We start from the raw sequence: 21479 nt of genomic DNA on the forward strand, positions 1-21479 counted from the left end.
TGAGCACATGACCATCGACGAGATCACCGACTTCGTGGAAGGCCTCGGCGGCGTCCTGGCCGTCAGGCCTGCACCCGGCGACGGAACACCCGAGATCAGTTGGGGGGACACGTTCTTCTCCTACGCGCCCGACGGCGTCGCGCCGAAAGCGACCCAGCCGTTCGCGACGATCGTGACGAAGAACTACCCGGGCGACGAGCAGTCGCGCCTGGACCGCCCGGACACCTTCCGCGTCAACGTCGCCGCCGGGAAGGACACGTTCAGCGACTGGACCGGCCACGCGCCGCGCGAGCCGGCCCCGGAGGGCGACCCGAGCGTCACCGACACCGTGATCGCACACCCGGTCTACGGGTCCGTCGGCTGGCTCGCGGTGGTGAATCCGGGCGGGCGGACCGATGAGGCGGTGCGCCGACTGCTGCGCGAGGCCCATCACCTCGCACGCGTGCGTCATGAGCGACGGACCGGCTCGGCGCCGAGCTCGTAGGAGCCGCCACCCTCAGACGCGCTCCAGCGGGCGGTGCGGGGCCGGTGGTAGCTCGACCTCCACCGCGTCGTACGGGCGGACCGGGCCGCCGTGGCGCACCACGGCCATGACGCCGGACCTGAACGTGAAGTCCCCCGACACCGGATCGATGGCGAACATCTCCCCGAGTAGGCCCTGCCGGAAGTCGTTGATCTTCGCGCACGGGTTGCGCAGGCCCGTCACCTCCACCACCGCCTCCGCGCCGAGGTGCAGCAGGGTGCCCGTCGGAAGGAACTGGTGGCGGATCGTCTCGCCCGCGTGGACGTCCCCCTCGACGCCGAGGCCGGCGAGCAGCGTGCTGGAGGGGCGGTCGGGCTTGCTGAACACGTACGTCCCGTTGCTGCTCACCGCTGCGACCCGGCCTGCCATGTTCCACCCCGCCCGTCGGCCCGTGCACTTCGGGCCATCCTGAGGAGGCCCGGCGTCAACGCGGGCCCACAGCCGGGCGTCCCAGGATCGCCGCCCACGGGAGCTCCCGTACTTCCGGGCCCTGCCGCGGTTCGTACAAGGGCCAGACGTCCGCCCCGTACACCAGCTCGACGCCCGCTTTGCGCAGTGTCCCGATGTGCCCCTCCCACGCCGGGTGGCGCGCGTGCGCGGCGTTGATCCGGGGGAACACCACCACCGGGACGCCGGCCGTGCCGAGTGCCTCGCTCACCTGCGTAAGGGCCTGGTTGTCGGCGATACCCGTCGCGAGCTTGGCCACGTAGTTCGCGCTCGCCGGTGCGACGACGTAGCAGTCGGCCACCGGGTGCGGGCGGGGCTCCGCGGGCAGGCGGGGCGTGTCCCGCACCGGCAGGCCGGTCAGCGACTCCAGCCGGTCCCACTCCCCGTTCGCCCTGAGCCATCGCCCGGCGTTCGGTGTGAGCGTCACGGCCACCTGCCAGCCCAGCGCGATGGCCGGCTCGACCAGCCCGGTGCGCAGCGTCTCCACCCCGTCGGTGGCCGTGCCGATGACTCCCAGTACCCCGCGGCTGCCTGCTGTCACTGCTTTCTCCGCCCTGCGTCCCGTTCCGGCCACCCGGCCTGTCCCCCCACGCCCGGGCCCCGCGAAGCCGACGGCCGGCGTACTTCCGCGACCACCACCCTAGAGCCGGCCGCCCGCCGCTGAGCGGCACTTCACGTGGCGCTCCGGCGAGCGGTGGAACGGTGCGCGGTGGAGACCACGACGGTGTTCGCGCCGACGATCACGGCTATGGCGAGCCAGGCGAGGGCGTCGAGGCGCTGTCCGAGGACGACGAGACCGACCAGGGCCGCGAAGACCGGGTTCACGCTCATGAATACGCCGAAGAAGTGCGCCGGGACGCGGCGCAGCGCCACCACGTCGGTCAGGAAAGGCACCGCGGAGGAGAGCACCCCGGCTGCCAGGGCGCAGCCCAGCGCGGCGGGCGTGGGCGGGCGGTGCCACAACGCCCACGCCCCGACCGGCAGGTAGAGGGCGCCGGAGACGGCGGCCGCGGCCGCCGAGCCCTCCAGGCCGGGCAGGCGGGCTCCCACGGTGCGGTTGAGCAGGATGTAGCAGGCCCAGCACGTCGCGGCCAGCAGGGCCAGGCCGATCCCCAGGTAATCGGTGGAGGGCGTGGGGCGCGTGAGGACCGCGATCGCGCCGGCGGCCGCCAGCGCGGCGACCAGGTCGGCACGGCGGCGGGAGCCCGACAGGGCCACGGTCAGCGGGCCGAGGAACTCCAGCGTGACGGCCATTCCGAGCCCGATCCGGTCGATCGCCAGATACAGGGACAGGTTCATCCCGGCGAACACCAGCGCGAGGCCCAGCACGGGACGCCACTGCGCCGGGGTGAAGTGCCGCAGCCGAGGCCTGCCGACAGCCCCCAGCACGAAGGCGGCCACCCACTGGCGTACGGCCACCACCCCGGCAGGCCCCAGCACCGGGAACGCCAGCGCCGCGACCGAGGCCCCCGTCTGGTTGGACAGGCCACTGCCCAGCATCAGGGCTACCGCGGCCCCGCGCCCCGCGCGGTCCGTGGGAGGGCACGCGAGGCCGGCTGGTGAGGCGGGCCGGGGCACCGCATCGGGGGTGTCGAGCTTCATGCCCCTCACCCTGGGAGCGCAGTCGCCATACGCAAAATGCATCCAGCCGCTCACCTATACGCTGAGCGTATGGATGAGACGCGTAACAGGGCGGCCGCCCTGGAGCTGAAGCACCTGCGGTGCCTGGTCGCCATCGTGGACACCGGAAGCTTCACCGACGCCGCCCACGAACTCGGCATCTCCCAGGCCGCCGTCTCCCGCACACTCGCCGGTCTCGAAAGCCTCCTCGGGGTGCGGCTGCTGCACCGCACCAGCCGCAGCGTCGCCCCCACCGCCACGGGCGTGCAGGCGCTGGCCCGCGCCCGCATGCTGCTCGCCGGTGCCGACGAACTCGTACGGGAAGCGACCACCGGCCACACCCGCCTGCACATCGGCCACGCCTGGTCCGCCTTCGGCCCGCACACCACCGAGTTCCAGCGCCGCTGGCACGAACAGCACCCCGAGACGGAGCTGCGCCTCATCCGCCACAACACTCCTACCGGCGGCCTCGCCGAAGGGCTCTGCGACCTCGCCGTCATCCGCGCCCCGATCGACCTGAAGCCGTGGTCCCACGCGTGCATCGGCCACGAGGCCCGCCATGTCGCTCTGGCCTCCGACGATCCGTGGGCCCGCCGCCGCAGCATCCGCCTGGCCGAGATTCCCGGCCGCACCCTGGCCATCGACCGCCGGACCGGCACCACCGCCCTGGACCTGTGGCCGGAGGAGGAGCGGCCCTCGGTCGAGTACACCCACGACATCGACGACTGGCTCGCCGCCATCGCCACCGGCCGCTGCATCGGGCTGACCCCCCAGGCCACCGCCGCCCAGTACCGCCGCGACGGCATTACCTACCGCCCGCTGCGCGACGCCGAGCCGATCCCCGTCCACCTCATCTGGCGCGCCCACACCACCCACCCCGCCACCCACACCGCGATCGCCCTCGCCACCCGGCTCTACCGCGAGGGCCGCTCAGTCTGAGATGCCGAGGTCCTGGCGCATGAGCCGGTGCATGGCGGTGAGTTGCGGATCAGCCGCCTTGAGGTCCAGGAGCAGCCGGTCGGCCGTCTCGCTCTCGCGGGACAGACCTCGGTCGACGCGCTTGAGTGCGGCGTCCACCCCGGCGAGGACCACGTTGAGCTCGCGGGACGCGGCCAGGACGACACCGGGGACGATCATCTGGGCCTCGGCGTACCGGTCGCGGTAGTCGCGCCGGGCTTCTTCCAGCCTCGCCCGGTCGTCGTCGGTGCAGACCCCGTCACGCACGCGGTGCAGGGCGTCCTTGAGGAGGGTGTGGAAGTGGCGGGTCGCACGGTTCATCGAGGTGTACGCGGTGCGCCGGTCCTCGAAGTTCCTCCGCCTCTCCTCGGCCAGCTCGTCCGCCGTGCGCTGGCGCCTCGTCACCCAGCTCGTCATCACCGGGGCGAAGAGCGTGCCGAGCACGCCGACGACTGCGGCGACCATGGCTGCTACGGCTGCACTCATACGGGTGACCCTAGGTCACAACAGGCGGCTGTCGGAACGTAGTTCGTGGGGCCGTCGGCTCATCTCCTGGACCAGCCCGGCGTCCACGATTCGCCCTCCGCCTTCGGCCGTACCGCCGCGAGGTACGCGCGCAGTGCCGCGAGCGCCGGGTGGGGGTTGCTCCGGCGGCGGACCAGGGCGGGGGCGTGGGGGCAGACCGGGGCCGGGCCGCGGACCGGGATGCGGCGGAGGTCGTGGCCGGCCGGCCAGACGTGGCGGTCACCGGCGCCCACGAGCGTGGCCAGGTCGTCGGAGTCCGCCAGCGCGTCCAGCAGGGTGGCCGAGCCGATCGCGTGCATGGGCGTCTTCAACACGCTCTTCGCCACCCATCGGCTCGAACGCGTACCGGCCGACCGTGTGGCGCGCGTCCTGACGGCGTGGACGGTGACGAGCACGGCGGGGATCGCGGCGGTCACGGCGGTATGGGGTGTGCCGGCCGCCCGTCGTCGGCGCCCGGCAGCCATCGCGGCAGCGGCGGTCCTGCTGCTGACCACACCGTTCCTGCTGCGGCGCCGGCCGCCGGCAGGCCCGGAAGGCCCCGGGATGCGAGGCGACGAGGCACGGGGGACCGTGGAGGCATGTCCGGACATCCGCCTGTGATCGTGTACCCGCCCTCACCGACCGGTGGGCGACGGGTGACCGTGCGCGGGCAGATCGTCGGGCTGGCGCACGGGCGCGGGGACGTGGCCTCGTTCCTCCGGCGGGCCGGGCTCGCCGAGGGGGCCGAGGAGATCGACCTGGACCAACCGGAGTTGATCGAGTGGCGGGGCGGAGACCTCGAGACCTGGGGGTGAGCCCCGTGAAGCGTCGTGGAGCACACCGCTGTCACCCGAACGGGCGCGGCCGGGTCGTGGCCGGTGAGGTCGTCGCACAGGGTCGGATCTGCGCGCCGTGATGCGGCGCGGCCCGTCGAGTGGAGGAATCCCATGGCCCAGTCAGCGTCCGCCCCCGGCTCCTCGCGCCCCTCCGCCCCCGGCAGCCCGTGGGCGGCCACCGGGGTCCTGTTCGCGGGGATCGTGCTCCTCGTCGACGGCATCCTCGCCATCGTCAAGGGGGTCGCGGGCATCGCGTCCGACGAGGTGTACACACGCATCAGCAACTACACGTTCAAGTTCGACATCACCACCTGGGGCTGGATCCACCTGATCCTCGGGGTGCTCCTGGTGCTCGTCGGATGGAGCATCCTCAAGGGCGCGGCCTGGGCGTGGGGGGTGGGCGTCGGGCTGGCGGCCCTGAACCTGATCGCCAACTTCATCTGGCTGCCGTACCAGCCGGTGTGGGCGATCATCTCCATCGCGCTCGACACCTTCGTGATCTGGGCCCTGTGCGCCCACCGGGCGAAGCCGGTCATCTGACGTGAACCCGGGGCGAGGCGGCTCGGAGCCGGACGCGGTCACGGCGCTCGCCGCCGACGCGTACGTCTACGGATCCCCGCTCGTCCGTCAGCTGTCGGCAGTCCAGGCCTGTCTCCAGGAGGGCTGCGGGACGCCGGCACCCGCGCCCTTCAACGACTTCGCCCACGCGGACGGGCCCGCCACGCCTGGCAGGCACACCCCGTACGCCCCGGCCGACCTCGTCGACGCGCTCGCCCAGCTCGACCTCTCCGGAGGGCCGGTCAGGCTGCACGTCCCGGACACCGGCGGGGCGTACTACGTCCTCCAGTTCGTCGACGCCTGGGGCAACGCCTTCGCCTACCTCGGCACCCGGGCCACCGGCACGGACGAGGGCGACTGGATGGTCGTGCCGCCCGGCTGGGCCGGCACCGTCCCCGACGTGGTGTCCGGGGTGATCGACGCGCCCACCTCCGTCGTCTCCGTGCTCGGCCGGCTCGCCTGCGACGGACCGGAGGACATGCCCCGGGTCAGGGCGCTCCAGCAGGAGCTCACGCTCACGCATCTCGGCGACCGCGCCCACCGGACCGGGCTCCCGGCGACCGAGCCGGGGGTTCCGGGCGAGCTGCGGTTCTTCGAAGAGCTCCGGGTCTGGATGGCCGACTTCCCGCCCGCCGCCGCCGACCGCGCCTACCAGGACCGGTTCCAGCCCCTGGGGCTCCTGGAGGAGGGGATCTCGCCGTACGTGTCGGCGGGGCCCGGCCTCGTACGCGCGCTGCGGCGGGGGCTCGCGCTGGGAAGGCTGCGGGTGGAGCAGGCGGCCCGCCCGCACACCGTCGCGGCCGAGGGCGCCCCGGGTGCCTGGCGGATGATTCCGCACCTGCGCGACTACAACCTGGACCACTTCGGAGTCGGCACGCTCCGCTCACCGGAGTGGAAGATCCTCGACCGGGAGGCGTCGTACCTGGTGAGGGCGGTGGCGGCCCGGCGGGGGCGCTGGCTGCCCCATGGGTACGAGGCGGTGTACGCACACACCTCGCGCGACTCCCTGGGCCGCCCGCTCGACGGGGCCCACAGCTACGCGTTGCACTTCACACAGCCGCCGCCGGCCGGGGCGTTCTGGTCGCTGACCGTGTACGACAGCCCGGGCGGCCACCTGGTGACGAACGCCGCGGACCGGTACGCGATCGGGGACCGGACGCCCGGGCTCGTCCACGGCGACGACGGATCGCTGACGCTGAGCCTGTCCGCGGATCCGCCTGCGGACGCGGCCGGTGCGGCGAACTGGCTGCCGCTGCCGGCCGGCGGTTTCCGTCCTGTGCTGCGACTCCACCTCCCCGGCCAGGCGGTTCTCGACGGGAGTTACGTCGTCCCGGCGCTCCAGCGGCTCGGGGACGGGCCGGGTCCATAGGTCCGCAGGCGCGTTGTCAGTGGCGCGTCGCACACTGGAGACATGTGCCGCAGCATCAAGACGCTTCGTCCACCGTCCATCCCCGATGAGGCCACCGAGGAGGAGATGAGAGCCGCCGCCCTGCAGTACGTGCGCAAGGTCTCGGGCTTCCGTGCGCCCGCCGCGCACAACCAGGAGGTCTTCGACCGCGCGGTCGAAGAGATCACCGAGGCCACCCAGCGACTGCTGGACGGCCTGGAGATCCGGGGCGCCGCCCGGGTCTGAGCGACCCGCACGGGGACGTCAGGGCCCTGCCGGGGCTCCGGCGACCGGTGCGGCTGAGGTGTGCGCGGGGCGGCGGACGACGACCGCCGCGAGTGCGCCCGCCAGGAACAGGGCGAGGACGGAGACGGCCGTGCCCAGCCATCCCGCGCCAAGCCACTGGCCGCCGAAGTAGCCGAGGCCCACGCTGTAGACCGCCCAGGCAACTCCGGCCACGGCCGACCAGGGCAGGAACTCCTTCACCTTGCGGTGAGCGGCGCCCGCGCCCAGGGAGACGACGGAGCGGCCGGCCGGGGCGAAGCGGGCGACGACGACCAGCGCCCCTCCGCCGCGGCTCAGGGCCGCGCCGAGGCGCTCCTGGGCGGAGGTGAGGCGGCGGGACCGGGCGATGGCACGGTCGAGGCGTTCGCCACCGCGCCAGGCGAGGCGGTAGGCGACGAGGTCGCCGAGCACGGAGGCGGTCGCGGCGCAGAGGGTCAGCACCAGCAGTGAGGGCACGTGGCGGGTGGCCTCACCGGCCGCGGCGGTGACCGTGGTCGTGCTCGCGGCCGCGGCGGTGGCCGCGGTGATCACCAGGACGCCGCTGGGGAGGACGGGCAGGAAGACGTCCAGGAGTACCGAGAGGGCGACCACCGCGTAGATCCATGGGCTGCCTGTCAGCGCACCCACACTCTCGAGCACTTTCTACTCCCCGTTCCCGTGTTCCGTGTCAACGCCGCGACGTCGCAGGGGAGCGGCAGGAGCGGCAGGGCCAGCTGTACAGCGTACGCCTGCTGTTCATCCGGTTCACCTGGTATTCACCGGCTCGGCGGCCGATGTCGCGCAGGTCACGTACGGCCCCGGCCCCCCTCGGGAGGAGGGGGGCCGGGGCGTGGGGAGCGTGGGGTCAGACCGAGACGGCCGGGGCCTTCTCGCGGGCGGGTTCGCTCTCGCTCGCGGAGCCGCCGCGCGAGGTGAACAGCCGGTCCAGGGCGATGGCGCCGGGGCCGGTGAAGACCAGCAGCAGGAAGGCCCAGCAGAAGACGGCCGAGGCCTCGCCGCCGTTCTGCAGGGGAAACAGCGACTCGGGCTGGTGCACCTTGAAGTACGCGTAGGCCATGGAGCCGGAGGAGACGAGAGCGGCGATGCGGGTACCGAGGCCGAGCGCGACCAGGATGCCGCCGACGAGCTGGATCACCGCGGCGTACCAGCCCGGCCAGGTGCCGGCGGGGACGGTGCCGCCGCCCATGGAGCCGCCCAGGACTCCGAAGAGCGAGGCGGCGCCGTGGCAGGCGAAGAGAAAGCCGATGACGACGCGGAAAAGGCCGAGTGCGTAGGGCTGGGCCCGGTTCAGGCGTATGAACATGGGGGGTGGGGCTCCTTCGGTCTGGGGACGTGAACCGATCGGGGCCCATCAGGTTAGGGTGACCTCACTATTACTTGCAAGTTCAACATTCTGTCGACTGGCTGAAAATTGGTCATTCGTTCGAAGTCAGTGAGCGCTCCAGAACCGTCTCGAGCTGTGCTCCCGTGGGCCTGGCTCTGGCCTGAACCAATGTCAGCGCGGCTTTCCGGCCGTGCAGGGTGAGGGTCATCAGCTGATTGCCGAACCACGGCCCACCCGTCTTGCGCCAGCGCATGGGCGGGCTTCCCGTCCGTCCGTGGAGCGCCAGCGCACGCCCGAGCCACCGGCCCACCCGGCTCCAGCCGAAACGGAAGCCGGCGCGTACGTACCCGGGGATGGAGTTGTGGACGGGAGAGCAGGTCAGTTGCAGGACGTGTGCGGCGGGAGCGCCGTCCGGGGCGGAGCCGGACCACTGGGGTTCGGCGATGTACGCATGGTGCACATCGCCCGAGAGCACGCAAACCGTCGCGGGCGCGTCCGGCCCGCTGCCCGCCTCCCTCAGCAGCTCCGACAGGCGGCGGAAGGACTCCGGGAACGCGGCCCAATGCTCCAGGTCACCGGCCCGCCGCACCTTCTCCCCGCGGCGCGCCCAGCGTTCGCCCCGGTCCCCTCGGCACAGTGCGGCGTTCCACGTCTCCGCCTCGTGTATGAGAGGCGGCAGCAGCCACGGCAGCGAGGTGCCGATGAGCAGATGGTCGTACGCGCCGGGGTCCGCGAGCACCTCGTCGCGCAGCCACCGCTCCTCCTCCTCGCGGAGCATCGACCGCTGCTGCTCCTCCAGGGTCCGGGCCGCCCGGGTGTCCACCATCAGCAGCCGTACTCGGCCGAAAACACGCCGGTAGCTCCACCGGGTCAGTGTGGGGTCGGCGTCCGCCGCCGCCGCGTGGTCGCGCAGGGTCTCGGTGCCGTCCGGGGCGGCGCGCACGGCCGCGTAGACCGGGTCGGCCTCCAGGGCGTCGGGGGAGAGGTTGCCGAGGTGCTGGTAGACCCAGTACGACATGAGCCCGCTGACGATGCGCTCGTGCCACCACGGCGTGCGACGCATGTCCTGGACCCAGGCGGCGCTGGTGTTCCAGTCGTCTATGACGTCGTGGTCGTCGAAGATCATGCAGCTGGGGACCGTGGAGAGCAGCCATCGCACGTCCGGGTCGCGCCAGGACTCGTCGTAGAGGTGGGTGTACTCCTCGTAGTCGGCGACCTCCGCGCCGGGATCCTCGTCGAGATCACGGCGGGCGGCGAGCCGTCGCTGGGTGGCCTGCGACGTCTCGTCCGCGTACACCTGGTCGCCGAGGAGCAGGAGGACGTCCGGGCGTACGGCGCCGGGCTCGGCGGCGAGACGGGTGGCCAGCGCGTCGAGCGCGTCCGGGCCGATGGCGTCGTGCCCGTGGGCGGGCGGGGCCGCCCAGCGGCAGGACCCGAACGCGACCCGGACCGGATCCACGTCGTCCGGCCGGTCCACGGCGGGCGTACTGATGGTGCTCGGCGGGAAGCGGGAGTCCTCGGGCGGCCATACGCGGTGGCCGTCGAGCAGCACCTCGTACGGAGTGGTCGAGCCGGGGGTCAGGCCCGTCACCACCACCAGGGCGTAGTGGTGCCCCTGGACGGCGAACGTGGGGGAGGCCCCGCCCGCCCCGTCCGCGCAGCGGACCTCCGCCGTGCAGGGCCTCGTCGCCTCCACCCAGACCGTCGCCCGGGAGCCGGACTCCCAGTCGACGTACCTCAGCAGTGGTCCCAGGCGTAGCCCGGCCATGTGTGCCCTCCTCGCGTCGCCGTCGTCGATGGCTCCGTAGGGTACGGGGCGACGGAGGAGGGCGGGTTCCGCCGGGGCGGGAGGGCGGTCAGCAGCCGTTCAGGACGGACTGCAGGGCGCTCTTCTCGGTGGAGTCGACGGTGAGGTCGTAGTAGTGCTTCACGTGCACCCAGGCGCGGGCGTAGGTGCAGCGGTAGGTGGTGCGTGACGGGAGCCACTCACCCGGGTCCTGGTCGCTCTTGGACTGGTTGACGTTGTCGGTGACCGCGATGAGCTGAGGGCGGGTCAGGTCGTTGGCGAAGGACTGGCGCTCCGCGTTGGTCCAGCCGCTGGCGCCGGAGCGCCAGGCCTCGGCGAGCGGGACCATGTGGTCGATGTCCAGGTCGGACGCGGCGGTCCAGGTGGCGCCGTCGTACTCCGAGTACCAGCTGCCGCCGGTCGCGGCGCAGGCGGAGTCCTGGACGACCCCGGTGCCGTCACGCTTCAGCACCACCTCGCGGGTGTTGCACGCTCCCGACTGGGTGATCCAGTGCGGGAACTTGTCGCGGCTGTAGCCGGACGAGGAGCCCTCGGTGGAGACGGTGAGCTGACCCAGATACGTACGGGCGGTCGAGGCGCTGACCGGGGTGGGCATCGCGGCCTGGGCGGTCGGGGCCGTGAGCAGCCCGGTGGTGGCGGCGAGCGCGGCCGAGGCGGCGACGACGGCTATGCGACGCGCGTAGATACCGGACATGTGAACTCCCTTGGTGTGGGGGGATGTCGAGCGGGCGACCTGTCGAGCCCGACCATCGTGGCGGCGCCGGGTTTCGTCGGGGTGGTCGCCAGGTAACAGAGTGACGACATGCGCACGTCACATCAAGAGGTAGGACGGTCGGTCTGACGTCCCGTCCGAAGGTTGTTCGAGTACGGAGGTTGACGGATCGCCAGCCCTTAGGGTTGCCGGGTGCTGCTTCCGGTCGGTCCCGCCCTCGGTGTCGTGCTCGCCGTGCTCCTGGTGTGCGCTGCCGCCGTCGCCGCGTGGGCCTCGCTGGGCAGGTCCCGTGAGATCGCCGTCGCCGGGCTGCGGGCCGCGGTCCAGCTGGCCGTCGTCTCGCTGCTCATCGGCTGGGTGGTGCGCTCCCTGGGGCCCCTGCTCGGCTTCCTGGTGCTGATGTTCGCGGTCGCGGTGCGCACCGCGGGCCGGCGGATCACCCGTAACCGCACCTGGTGGTGGGCCGCCGTGCCGATCGCGGCGGGCGTCGTGCCGGTGGTGGTGGCGCTGCTGCTCACCGGGCTCCTTCCGGTGCGGGGCATCGCCCTGATCCCGGTCACCGGCATTCTCATCGGGGGCGCGCTCACCGCGACCGTACTCGGCGGGCGCCGCGCGCTGGACGAGCTCGAGGTGCGGCGCGGGGAGGTGGAGGCGGGGATGGCGCTCGGTCTGCTCGACCGGGACGCCAGGCTGGAGATCGCCCGCCCCGCCGCTTCGGACGCACTGCTGCCGGGGCTGGACCAGACCCGGACCGTGGGGCTCGTCACCCTGCCCGGGGCCTTCGTGGGCATGCTGCTGGGCGGTTCCTCACCGGTGGAGGCGGGCGCCGTTCAGCTGTTCGTCCTGGTGGCGCTGATGGCGGTGCAGACGGTCGCCGTCGCACTGGTGCTGGAGCTGGTCGCCCGGGGGGTGCTGCACCGGGAGTGAGACGAGGACGGCCCCGCTCGGGCTGTAAGCCGAGCGGGGCCGTCCTCGAAGGGCGGACCGGGGAAAGGGTTACGGGGTGTCGATGTGCAGACGGATCGAGCCGTCCGCGCCCGTCTCCACCCGGAGTCGCGTCAGGTCCTCGACGTGGGCGTCGGGGGAGAGTGCCGCCGCGCGCGGGCCGACGCCCACGACGCGCATGCCGGCCGCCCGGCCCGCCGCGATGCCCGCCTCGGAGTCCTCGAAGACGATGCAGTCCGCCGGGTCGAAGCCCAGCTCGGCCGCGCCCTTGAGGAAGCCCTCGGGGTCGGGCTTGCTGGCGCCGACCATCTCCGCGGTCACGCGGGTCTCCGGCACCGGAAGGGCGGCGGCCGACATCCGGGCCTGGGCGAGCGCCTCGTCGGCGGAGGTCACCAGTGCGTGGGGGAGGCCGGCGATCGAGGCCATGAAGGCGGTGGCGCCGCCGATGGGCACCACGCCGTCCGTGTCGGCGGTCTCCTCGGCGAGCATGATCCGGTTCTCCGCGTAGTTCTGCTCCATGGGGCGGTCCGGCAGCAGGGCGGCCATCGTGGCGTACCCCTGCCGGCCGTGGACCACCTTGAGCGCCGCCTCGGGGTCGAGCCCCTGTGCGATCGCCCAGCGGCGCCAGCAGCGCTCCACCACCGCGTCGGAGTTCACAAGAGTGCCGTCCATGTCCAACAGGAGGGCGCGGGCTTCGAGGACGGTGGCCGACATCGGCATGCTCCAGAGCGCGGGGGAACAGCTCGTAGCTGCGGTGAAGAAAACAAGTAGCCCCGCCCGCCGGTCAGGGAGAACGAGCGGAGGCTACTTTGTTCCACCACGATACAAAAAGGTGCGCCGAAACGCCAGTCCTGCGGCCCGGGGCGTCGTGGAGCCCGCACCGACGGGCACCCGCGCCCGGCCGCTCAGGACCGGCGCCCGTCGCCGCTCGTCTGCGCCTCCAGGGCGCGGCGGGTCTCCGGGCCGTAGACACCCGTGGGGTCGCCCTCGACCGACACCCACCGCTGGAACTCGGCGACGGCGTCCTCCACCCGCTCCGAGTAGTCGCCGTCCTCCGGCCCCCGGTAGACCCAGACCTCCTGCAGGCGCCGCTGGAGCTCGAAGACCTCCGCGCCGCGGTCGCCCCGCCGCAGCGTGCCCCCGGACGCCTCCTCGACGGGCGGCGCCGCCACGGCCGTGGTGGGGGCGGGCGCCTTCGTCGCGGACACGGAGGGCGACGGCGACTTCGAAGCGGTGGCCGAACGTGACGCCGACGGGCTCTCCGAAGGCGAGGCGGACGCCGAGGGTGATGCCGACGCGGACCCGGACGGTGTGGCCGAAGGGGACGCGGACGGGGACTCCGACACGGACGCGGCCGGCCCGTCGCTCGTGGCCGGCGCGCTCGTCGTGATCTCGGTCAGCGCCGTGTCCCGGCGGTCCTCCTCGTCGAACAGCCCGCTCGCGAAAGCGGCCGTGCCCACCACCGCGGCCACCGCCGCCCCCACGGCCACGACGGCGAACGGCCGCCGGCGGCGCGGTCGCACCGGGTCGGGGCCACCACCCGCATAGGCCGCGGCCGTACGCCGACGGGTCTCGTCCGCGGCGACCGCGCCGGGCGGTGCGCCCGGCGCGGCCCCGGGCCCCGGCGCTCCGTCCCCCACGCCGTCCAGGAACAGCGGCATCGTCGTCTCCGCCGCCGGGGCGCCGGAGTCCTGGGTGTCGTCGCTGCTCAGCGTCACATACGGCCGGATCCGCAGCGGGTCGAAGTCCTCGGCCGCCGCGATCTCCGCCGACCGGGCGTCCCGCTCGGCCGTACGGGCCCCGCAGGCGCACCCCGCCCCCGGTCTCGCGCCCCGCTCGCCACCGCACTCCGGGCATACATGTCCGGTCATTGTGGGTTCCCCTCCCCATCGAACTGCCTGCGATTATGCAGGCCGCCGCGGGGACGGCCAACGCCCGTACCGCCGCTCGGCAGGCCATAACGGAACAGAGCGGACAGGATGGAGGGAAGCGGACCCGAGGAGATGCTCATGGCCCAGCAGTTGAGCCCGCCACCTCTGGCGGAAGGTGAGGGGCGGTCCCGACGGAACGTCCTGGTGTCCATCGGCGCACTGCTCCTCGGCATGCTGCTCGCCGCACTCGATCAGACCATCGTGTCCACCGCGCTGCCCACGATCGTCAGCGAACTGGGCGGCCTGGACCACCTGTCATGGGTGGTGACCGCCTACATGCTGGCGGCGACCGCGGCGACCCCGCTCTGGGGCAAGCTCGGCGACCAGTACGGGCGCAAGAAGCTCTTCCAGACGGCCATCGTCATCTTCCTCGTCGGCTCCGCGCTCTGCGGCATGGCCCAGAACATGCCGCAGCTGATCGGCTTCCGCGCCCTCCAGGGGCTCGGCGGCGGCGGACTGATGGTGCTGTCGATGGCCATCGTCGGCGACATCGTCACCCCCCGCGAGCGAGGCAAGTACCAGGGCCTGTTCGGAGCGGTGTTCGGGGTGACCAGCGTGCTGGGACCGCTGCTCGGCGGCTTCTTCACCGAGCACCTCAGCTGGCGCTGGGTCTTCTACATCAACCTGCCCGTCGGCGTCGTCGCGCTGCTCGTCATCGCCGCTGCCCTGCACATCCCGGTCCGCCGCACCAAGCACACCATCGACTACCTGGGCACCTTCCTCATCGCCTCCGTCGCCACCTGCCTGGTCCTCGTCGCATCACTCGGCGGGACCACCTGGGCCTGGGCCTCCCCGCAGATCATCGTCCTCGCGGTCCTCGCGGTGGTGCTGCTCGTCGGGTTCATCGCGGCCGAGCGCCGGGCGGCCGAACCCGTGCTGCCGCTGAAGCTCTTCCGGAAGCGGACCTTCACCCTCGTCGCCGTCATCAGCTTCGTCATCGGCTTCGCCATGTTCGGCGCCATGACCTACCTGCCGACGTTCCTCCAGGTCGTGCACGGCATCACCCCGACCATGTCCGGTGTGCACATGCTGCCCATGGTCCTCGGCCTCCTGATCACCTCGACCGGCTCCGGCCAGATCGTCAGCCGGACAGGCCGCTGGAAGGTCTTCCCGATCGCCGGCACCGCCCTCACCGTGGTCGGCCTGCTGCTGCTCCACACCCTGTCCGAGAACAGCTCCACCTGGACGATGAGCCTCTGCTTCTTCGTCTTCGGCGCCGGACTCGGCCTGGTCATGCAGGTGCTCGTGCTGATCGTGCAGAACTCCGTCGGCTACGAGGACCTCGGCGTGGCCACCTCCGGGGCGACCTTCTTCCGCTCCATCGGAGCGTCCTTCGGCGTGGCCGTGTTCGGCACCATCTTCACCAACCGGCTCTCCGGCAAACTCGAGGAGGCGCTCAGCGGCCGCTCCCTGCCGCCCGGTGTCGACGCCGGGGCCCTGGCCGCCGACCCCCGGGCCATCGGCCGGCTCCCGGCCGACCTGCGCCCCTCGGTGCTGAGCGCCTACTCGACCTCGATCACCGACGTCTTCCTGTACGCCGTGCCCGTGGTCCTCGTCGCCTTCGTCTTCGCCTGGTTCCTCAAGGAGGAGCCCCTGCGTGGATCGGTGACGGCGCCCGACACCAGCGAGACCCTGGCCTCCAACCCGGTCCAGCGCTCCTCGTACGACGAATGCGCCCGCGCCCTCTCGGTGCTCGCCACCCGTGAGGGGCGCCGGGAGATCTACGAGAAGATCACCGAGAAGGCCGGATACGACCTGCAGCCCGCCGCCAGCTGGCTGCTGCTGCGCATCAAACGCCACGGCACCGTCGAGCCCGGCCGGCTGGCCGAGGTCGCCCCCGTGCCGCTGAGGGTGATCACCTCGGCCGCCCGCCAGGTGGAGGGGCGCGGCTTCGCCCGGCGCGAGGGCATGCAGTTGGTGCTCACCGAGAAGGGCGCGGAGGCCGTGGTCAAGCTCTCGCACGCCCGCGAGGAGTCCCTGGCCGAGCTCCTGGGCGACTGGTGGGGCCCCGAGCGGCCCACCGACCTGATCCGGCTGGTGACCGAGCTGTCGTCCGAGGTGAGCGGGTCGAGCAAGGAGCGGCCACACATGCCCGAACCGCGCCGCGACCACTCGGTGGGCTGACGGACGGAGGGACTCAGAGCTCCTTGGCGAGCCAGTGCTCCGCGTAGGGGCCCTGGTTGAACGCCGGGATCTCCGCGTAACCGTGCTTCGCGTACAGCCCGCGCGCCTCCACCAGGTCGTTACGGGTGTCGAGACGGATCCGCCGCACCCCGTACGCCCGCGCGGCGCTCTCGATGCCCGCGAGCAGCAGGCCGCCACCGCCCGTCGAGCGGAAGGCGGGCCGGACGTACACCCGGGTCAGCTCCGCCGTCGCGGCGTCGACCAGCCGCAGGCCCGCGCAGCTCCCCGGTTTGCCGTCGTACCTGCCCACCAGGAACTCCCCGGTGGGCGGGGCGAGCCGGTCGACGCCGTCGTCCCTCAGCCCGTCGTCGATCTCCGCCGTGGTCGCCGGACGGCCCCAGTAACGGCTCGCCACCTCGTCGTAGTAGTCCCGCCGCAGCAGGCTCGCCTCGGGGCTGCCGAAGTGTTCGGGGGTCACGGTCCATGTCATTCGTACATTCTGTCCAGGGTGTGACGGGATGACGAACCATTAATAGGTGCAGGGGGCAGTGAACATGCGGGACACGGCCAGGACGGCAGCCGTCCAGCGGCTCGGGGAGCAGTGGACACAGGAGTTGGCGCGGCCCGGCGGGGGCGGCTTCCTGTGCTCGCCCGCCGGCCTGTGGCTGGCCCTGACGGCCCTCGCCGCGGGCGCCCGTACGGAGACGGCCGCCGAGCTGCGCACCCTGCTCGGTGTGGCGGGCCCGGAGGCCGCGGCCGTGGTCACGGAGGCGGCGCGGGACTGGGAGCGCACCGAGGCGCTGAATGCGGCGACCCGGGTATGGAACGGCGTGCCGCTCCACCCGGAGTACGAACAGTCGCTGCCCGACGTCGCGTTCGGCCCGGTCGACGCCGCGGAGATCGACGCATGGGTCCGCGAACGGACGGGCGGCCTGATCGCGCGGCTGCCGCTGGACGTCGGCGGCGAAGCCGCGCTGGTCCTGGTCAACGTGCTGGCCCTGAAGGCGTTCTGGGAGACGCCGTTCGACAGGTCCCGCACCCGTGACGTCGCCTTCACCGACGCGGCGGGTACGAGCAGGCCCGTGCCGACGATGCACGCGCCGGTCCTGCGCGGGGACGCGTGGACGACGTCGGGCGCGTACGTCGTCGAGCTGCGCTGCTCCTCGGAGCCGGGCGGTGCGGCACCGGCGCGGGTCAGGTTCGTCCTCGGGGCACCGGGCGAGGGCGCCGCCCGGGTGCTGCCCCTGGCGTGGGCACCCGAGGAATCGCGGCACCCGGTGCACGCGGACGCGGACGCGGTGACCTGGGCCCTGCCGCGCTTCACCCTGCGGACAAGGATCGGAATCACCGCTCAGCTGCCGGCGCTCGGCGTGCGCCTCGCGACCGACGCCGCCGCGGCGGACTTCTCCGGCCTGTCACCCGTGCGCCTCCACATCTCCGAGGCGGTCCAGGAAGCGGTGGTGAAGATCGCCGAGAAGGGCGTGGAGGCCGCGGCGGTCACGGTCGTGGCAACGCGGGCCGCCGCCCCGAGGCCGCGGGTGGTGCGGCACATCGCCTTCGACCGGCCCTTCGGGATCGTCGTCCTGGACGGCTCCTCGGACGTCCCCCTCTTCGCGGGCTGGCAGGCGGACATCCCCGCGTACGAGGCCTGACCCCGACCCAGGACGGGCGTCGCCCGAGGGGCGCCCAGTCGTATTCGGGCATTCTTTCGGCAAATCAGTGGTGACGGTCAGGCTAAGTGGGGGTTGATGGTGTCTACCTCATAGGGCAATGCGAGGCTTCATCCGCACATACCCGGGCCGAGGGGACAGTGCATGAAAACGGGAGGGTCGGCGCAGCGTGACAGATGTGGAGCGCAGTGTGCGGGGGGACGCGGCGGCGGATCCGGGGGCGAGAGCCGCTACGGCGAGAGCCGTCCTCTGGCTGCTCGTCGGTGTCCTGGCGATACGGCAGGTGGCGGTGGTGCTCCGGCGGCCGCCCGGTGAACGCCTCACCGATCTGGAGACCTGGACCGGCGCGACCGGGGTCCTGCACATCGCGGGGTCCCTGTACGACCCGGGCCGGTTCACCGGGACGCCGTTCGCCGGACTGGTGCTGAAGCCGCTGACGGTCTCCGCCCAGCAGGCCCTCGGTGTCGTGTGGACCTTCGGTTCGCTGCTGCTCGTCGTGGGACTGGGCTTCGTCGCCGTCCGCGCCCTGCCAGCGCCGGTGAGCAGGCGTACCGCGTTCCTGGCGGCGCCCGTCGCGATCACCCTGCTGATGGTGTCGCTGCCCGTCCGCACCACCCTGCATCTGGGCCAGACCAGCATCCTGCCGGTCCTGCTGGTGCTCCTCGCCTGTTTCGCCGTACGCGGTGAGCGCCTCCCCGGCGTGCTGACCGGTGTCGCCGCGGCCCTCCAGCCCGCCGTCCTGCTCTTCGCCGTGCTGTTCTGGCTCACCGGCAGACGCAGGGCCGCCGCGACCGGCGGTGCCACCTTCGCCGTCTGCACCGCGCTGGCCTGGGCGGTGATGCCGCGTGACTCATGGGCGTACTGGGTGCACCATCTCGCGGGGGCCGGACTCGGGGACCGCCCCGACAGCCTGGCGAACCAGTCCCTGCACGGCGCGCTGCTGCGGTTCGGGCTCCAGGGCCCGCTCGAGATCGCCCTGTTCCTCGTCCTCGCCGCCGCCGTCATCTTCCTCGGACTGCGCCGCGCGGCGCACTACGCCCGGGACGGGCAGCTGCTCCTGGCCGTCGCGATCACCGGATGCGTGGCCGTCGCCGTCTCTCCCACCGCCTGGCAGCACCAGCTTCTCTGGGTGCTGCTCGCCGTCGTCGGCCGGGCCGGCACCCGGGCCTCGGACCGGCTGGTGTGGCCGGCGGTCGTGGTGCTCGTCCTCACCCTGCCGGGGAAGATGCTGCTGCCCAACGTCGGCGTGGTCCTCCCCGTGCGCGACAACGTGCTGCTCGTCGCCGCGCTCGGCGCGGCCTGCGCCGTGCCGTTCCTGTCCCGCACCTCGCCCTACTGGCAGCACCCGATCCCCACGGACTACGCGAAGCCGGTCCCGGCGCGTCACGCGTGGGTGCCGCTGCTGCCGTTCTGGCGGCGCGTGCTCAGCCGCCCCAACCTGCTGCTGGAACTCCTGCTCATCAGGGTCGTCTACTCCGCCTACGCGAAGGTCCGGCTGGCGGCCACCGCCGGGCGCTCGACCGCCGAGGAGCACGGGCGGCAGATCCACTCGGCGGAGCAGTGGCTGCACATCGACATCGAGCACTGGGCCAATCACACCGTCGTCGGCATCCCCTGGCTGCGGGACTTCTTCGACTACTACTACTCGACGTTCCACTTCATCGTGCCGCTCGCGATCCTCGGGGTGCTGTACGTCCGGCGGCCCACGGACTACCGCTGGGCACGCAGCACCATCGGCTTCGCCACGGTCCTCGCCCTCGTCGGCTTCTGGCTCTACCCCCTGGCACCGCCGCGTCTGATGCCGGGGCTCGGCTTCATCGACACGGTCCACGGTGTGCAGGACCTCGACAGCCCCGATTTCGGGGCGCTGACCGCGATGACCAACCAGTACGCGGCGATGCCGTCCCTGCACTTCGGCTGGTCGCTGTGGTGCGGTGTGGTCATCGCCCTGCTCGCGCCGAAGGCGTGGATGAAGGTCCTGGGGCTGCTGCATCCGCTGTTCACGGTCTCCGCGATCATCGCGACGGGCAATCACTGGGTGCTGGACGCGGCCGGCGGTGCGGCGGTGGTGGCCGCGGGCTTCGGGCTGACGTACGCCCTGTCGGGGCCGCGCAGGCTCCAGGCCGCCCCCGGTGCGGACGGGCGGCCGGACCGCGCGGCCGGATCCGCGGCCGGGGAGCCGGCCCCCGAACCGGCGGGCAGCAAGGCATAGGGCGGACGCAGGCCGAAGGGGTGCGGGGCGGCCCTCCCGAGCCGGCCCCGCACCCCTTCGCCATGGATCGTCGCGTCCACCCAGGGTCCGCCCGCGGCGGCGGGTCCGCCACTCGAAAGGGCCGGCGGCGGGGCGGTGCCGTGCGGGGGATCAGGCCTTGACCGACACTCCGGGCTCCGTGGCGACGGTGCCGCCGCGCTCCCCGAGCTGTTCCGTGTCCACGTGGGCCGTCTCGCGGGCGGAGAACGCCGCGACGACCGGCGGCAGGCAGAGCGCGGCGGCGAAGACGGCGACCCCGGCCCAGTTGTCGCCGTCGGGTCCGGCGATCTGCGAGGCGAAGGCCACGGCGAAGCCGGCGATGGCGAAACCGGTCTGGGTGCCGATCGCCATGCCCGAGAGCCTGACCCGGGTGGGGAACATCTCGGCGTAGAAGGCGGGCCAGATGCCGTTGGCCGCGCTGTAGACGACGCCGAAGACCAGCACCCCCAGGATCAGCACCAGCGGATAGCTGCCCGTGGAGATCGCCCACAGGTACAGGGGCATCACCACCGCGCTGCCCACGGCGCCGACGAGGAAGACCGGCCGGCGTCCGATGCGGTCGGAGAGCCGTGCCCAGAGCGGGATGGTGAACAGGGCGACCACGTTGGCCAGCGCGCCCACCCACAGCATGCCGGTGCGGCCCAGGCCGACGGCGTCGCTGGTGGCGTACGACAGCGCCCAGACGGTGAAGACCGTGCTGACCGTGGCGATGACGGAGGCCGCGACGACCCGCAGCACGTCGGCCCAGTGGTCGCGCAGCAGCACGGCCAGCGGCATCTTCGCCACGCCCTCGGTCGCCGCCTGCTTGGTGAAGACCGGGGTCTCCTCCAGGGTGCGCCGGATGACGTAACCGGTGACCGCGACGGCGACGCTCAGCCAGAACGGGATGCGCCAGCCCCAGGAGAGGAGCTGCTCCTCGGGCAGGGCGGCGACCGGGATGAACGCCAGGGTCGCGATCAGCTGCCCGGCCTGCGTCCCGTTGATGGTGAAGCTGGTGAAGTAGCCGCGCCGGTGCTGGGGCGCGTGTTCCAGGCTCATCGAGTTGGCGCTGGCCTGTTCACCCGCCGCGGAGATGCCCTGAAGGATCCGCAGGAGGACGAGCAGGACGGGTGCCGCCCCGCCGATCTGGTCCCGGGTGGGGAGACAGCCGATGAGGAACGTCGAGAGGCCCATCAGCATCAGCGTGAAGACCATGATCTTCTTGCGGCCGAGCCGGTCCCCGATGTGCCCGAGGAAGAGCGCGCCGACCGGACGGGCCGCGTAGGCGACACCGAAGGTGGCCAGGGACATCAGGGTCGCGTTCGCCGGATCGGACTCGTCGAAGAAGACCTCGGGGAAGATCAGCGCCGCCGCGCTCCCGTAGATGAAGAAGTCGTAGTACTCCAGCGCGCTGCCGATCCAGGCGGCGAGCGCTGCTTTACGGGGCTGGGCCTGCGACTGGGGCGGGGGACCGGCGGAAGGGTCGTGAGCGGTCACGTCGGGCTCCTTCGGGGGACGTTCCGTGCGGGGGAGAGGCGAGCGGACCCGGCTAATTAACGCACTAGGTAGTTAGTTGCGGATGGCTACGGATGTTGCGAGCAGTTGTCGCCGCTGTCAAG

24 protein-coding genes are annotated in these 21479 nt (G+C 72.6%); 11 read left to right on the forward strand and 13 right to left on the reverse strand.

All coding sequences use genetic code 11. The annotated features are described in order from the left end of the window. The first annotated feature begins 7 nt into the window (after positions 1-7). The gene (locus tag ACIQM3_RS15695; protein ID WP_401624043.1) at positions 8-484 is read left to right on the forward strand and encodes a DUF6194 family protein; all 477 of its coding nucleotides are present in this window, start codon (positions 8-10) and stop codon (positions 482-484) included. Positions 485-496: 12 nt separating this feature from the next. Here the strand turns inward: ACIQM3_RS15695 and ACIQM3_RS15700 are convergent, their stop codons facing one another. The 3 genes from ACIQM3_RS15700 to ACIQM3_RS15710 form a co-directional block, all read right to left on the reverse strand. After that, positions 497-892 carry an MOSC domain-containing protein gene (locus ACIQM3_RS15700; RefSeq protein ID WP_401624045.1) on the reverse strand — a complete coding sequence of 132 codons (396 nt, stop codon included), beginning with the start codon at positions 890-892 and terminating at the stop codon, positions 497-499. A gap of 55 nt (positions 893-947) precedes the next feature. Beyond that, on the reverse strand, positions 948-1511 hold the full coding sequence (locus ACIQM3_RS15705; RefSeq protein WP_401624047.1) for a flavoprotein: 564 nt from the start codon (positions 1509-1511) through the stop codon (positions 948-950). A 131-nt stretch (positions 1512-1642) separates the two neighbouring features. Further along, complete coding sequence (locus ACIQM3_RS15710) at positions 1643-2572, reverse strand: EamA family transporter (RefSeq protein WP_401624049.1); 930 nt, start codon at positions 2570-2572, stop codon at positions 1643-1645. Positions 2573-2641: 69 nt separating this feature from the next. Between ACIQM3_RS15710 and ACIQM3_RS15715 the strand changes: the two genes are divergently transcribed. Further along, positions 2642-3529 (forward strand): LysR family transcriptional regulator, encoded by an 888-nt coding sequence (locus tag ACIQM3_RS15715; RefSeq protein ID WP_401624051.1) that lies wholly within the window; start codon positions 2642-2644, stop codon positions 3527-3529. On the opposite strand, the gene ACIQM3_RS15720 is transcribed toward ACIQM3_RS15715, so the two are convergent. Continuing rightward, positions 3521-4033, reverse strand: a complete 513-nt coding sequence (locus tag ACIQM3_RS15720) for a hypothetical protein (RefSeq protein ID WP_401624053.1) — start codon at positions 4031-4033, stop codon at positions 3521-3523. The two genes, ACIQM3_RS15715 and ACIQM3_RS15720, sit on opposite strands and share 9 nt — an antisense overlap. A gap of 59 nt (positions 4034-4092) precedes the next feature. Then, entirely contained in the window at positions 4093-4371 is a 279-nt protein-coding gene (locus ACIQM3_RS15725) for a hypothetical protein (protein ID WP_401624055.1), read from the reverse strand. On the opposite strand from ACIQM3_RS15725, the gene ACIQM3_RS15730 reads away from it, so the two are divergent. From ACIQM3_RS15730 to ACIQM3_RS15750, 5 genes are all read left to right on the forward strand, one after another. Continuing rightward, a complete protein-coding gene (locus tag ACIQM3_RS15730) occupies positions 4370-4672 on the forward strand; it encodes a hypothetical protein (protein ID WP_401624057.1) in 303 nt (100 codons plus the stop codon). The two genes, ACIQM3_RS15725 and ACIQM3_RS15730, sit on opposite strands and share 2 nt — an antisense overlap. Next, the gene (locus ACIQM3_RS15735) at positions 4651-4866 is read left to right on the forward strand and encodes a hypothetical protein (RefSeq protein WP_401624059.1); all 216 of its coding nucleotides are present in this window, start codon (positions 4651-4653) and stop codon (positions 4864-4866) included. The genes ACIQM3_RS15730 and ACIQM3_RS15735 overlap by 22 nt, the downstream gene beginning before the upstream one ends. A gap of 132 nt (positions 4867-4998) precedes the next feature. Beyond that, positions 4999-5427, forward strand: a complete 429-nt coding sequence (locus ACIQM3_RS15740; protein WP_401624061.1) for a hypothetical protein — start codon at positions 4999-5001, stop codon at positions 5425-5427. A 1-nt stretch (position 5428) separates the two neighbouring features. Next, positions 5429-6814 carry a DUF1254 domain-containing protein gene (locus ACIQM3_RS15745; protein WP_401624063.1) on the forward strand — a complete coding sequence of 462 codons (1386 nt, stop codon included), beginning with the start codon at positions 5429-5431 and terminating at the stop codon, positions 6812-6814. Between the two features lie 42 nt (positions 6815-6856). Continuing rightward, positions 6857-7078, forward strand: coding sequence for a DUF2277 domain-containing protein (locus ACIQM3_RS15750; RefSeq protein WP_401624065.1), 222 nt, complete (start codon positions 6857-6859; stop codon positions 7076-7078). Between the two features lie 18 nt (positions 7079-7096). Here the strand turns inward: ACIQM3_RS15750 and ACIQM3_RS15755 are convergent, their stop codons facing one another. The 4 genes from ACIQM3_RS15755 to ACIQM3_RS15770 all read right to left on the reverse strand — a co-directional run bounded on the left by ACIQM3_RS15755 (position 7097) and on the right by ACIQM3_RS15770 (position 10942). Beyond that, complete coding sequence (locus ACIQM3_RS15755) at positions 7097-7756, reverse strand: DedA family protein (RefSeq protein WP_401624067.1); 660 nt, start codon at positions 7754-7756, stop codon at positions 7097-7099. Between the two features lie 205 nt (positions 7757-7961). After that, entirely contained in the window at positions 7962-8420 is a 459-nt protein-coding gene (locus ACIQM3_RS15760; RefSeq protein ID WP_401624069.1) for a DoxX family protein, read from the reverse strand. Positions 8421-8532: 112 nt separating this feature from the next. Beyond that, positions 8533-10209: an alkaline phosphatase D family protein gene (locus tag ACIQM3_RS15765; protein WP_401624071.1), complete on the reverse strand. Its 1677-nt coding sequence runs from the start codon at positions 10207-10209 to the stop codon at positions 8533-8535. Positions 10210-10297: 88 nt separating this feature from the next. Beyond that, a complete protein-coding gene (locus tag ACIQM3_RS15770; RefSeq protein ID WP_401624073.1) occupies positions 10298-10942 on the reverse strand; it encodes an HNH endonuclease family protein in 645 nt (214 codons plus the stop codon). Positions 10943-11152: 210 nt separating this feature from the next. On the opposite strand from ACIQM3_RS15770, the gene ACIQM3_RS15775 reads away from it, so the two are divergent. Then, entirely contained in the window at positions 11153-11887 is a 735-nt protein-coding gene (locus tag ACIQM3_RS15775; protein ID WP_401624075.1) for an ABC transporter permease, read from the forward strand. 69 nt (positions 11888-11956) lie between these two features. On the opposite strand, the gene ACIQM3_RS15780 is transcribed toward ACIQM3_RS15775, so the two are convergent. Together ACIQM3_RS15780 and ACIQM3_RS15785 are read right to left on the reverse strand one after the other, a co-directional pair. Next, positions 11957-12619 (reverse strand): HAD-IA family hydrolase, encoded by a 663-nt coding sequence (locus ACIQM3_RS15780; protein WP_401624076.1) that lies wholly within the window; start codon positions 12617-12619, stop codon positions 11957-11959. 191 nt (positions 12620-12810) lie between these two features. Further along, a complete protein-coding gene (locus tag ACIQM3_RS15785; RefSeq protein WP_401624078.1) occupies positions 12811-13776 on the reverse strand; it encodes a peptidoglycan-binding protein in 966 nt (321 codons plus the stop codon). Between the two features lie 132 nt (positions 13777-13908). On the opposite strand from ACIQM3_RS15785, the gene ACIQM3_RS15790 reads away from it, so the two are divergent. Continuing rightward, the gene (locus ACIQM3_RS15790; RefSeq protein ID WP_401624367.1) at positions 13909-15960 is read left to right on the forward strand and encodes a DHA2 family efflux MFS transporter permease subunit; all 2052 of its coding nucleotides are present in this window, start codon (positions 13909-13911) and stop codon (positions 15958-15960) included. A 13-nt stretch (positions 15961-15973) separates the two neighbouring features. Here ACIQM3_RS15790 and ACIQM3_RS15795 read toward each other — a convergent pair whose 3' ends face one another. Continuing rightward, a complete protein-coding gene (locus ACIQM3_RS15795; protein WP_401624080.1) occupies positions 15974-16450 on the reverse strand; it encodes a GNAT family N-acetyltransferase in 477 nt (158 codons plus the stop codon). 64 nt (positions 16451-16514) lie between these two features. Here ACIQM3_RS15795 and ACIQM3_RS15800 point away from each other — a divergent pair, with 64 nt between their 5' ends. Further along, positions 16515-17612 carry a serpin family protein gene (locus tag ACIQM3_RS15800; RefSeq protein WP_401624369.1) on the forward strand — a complete coding sequence of 366 codons (1098 nt, stop codon included), beginning with the start codon at positions 16515-16517 and terminating at the stop codon, positions 17610-17612. A 187-nt stretch (positions 17613-17799) separates the two neighbouring features. Next, on the forward strand, positions 17800-19842 hold the full coding sequence (locus ACIQM3_RS15805; protein ID WP_401624082.1) for a bifunctional glycosyltransferase 87/phosphatase PAP2 family protein: 2043 nt from the start codon (positions 17800-17802) through the stop codon (positions 19840-19842). 150 nt (positions 19843-19992) lie between these two features. Here ACIQM3_RS15805 and ACIQM3_RS15810 read toward each other — a convergent pair whose 3' ends face one another. Continuing rightward, entirely contained in the window at positions 19993-21357 is a 1365-nt protein-coding gene (locus ACIQM3_RS15810; protein ID WP_401624084.1) for an MFS transporter, read from the reverse strand. Positions 21358-21479: the final 122 nt, after the last annotated feature.

It is taken from the genome of Streptomyces sp. NPDC091271, assembly GCF_044757505.1.
Classification (GTDB): domain Bacteria; phylum Actinomycetota; class Actinomycetes; order Streptomycetales; family Streptomycetaceae; genus Streptomyces.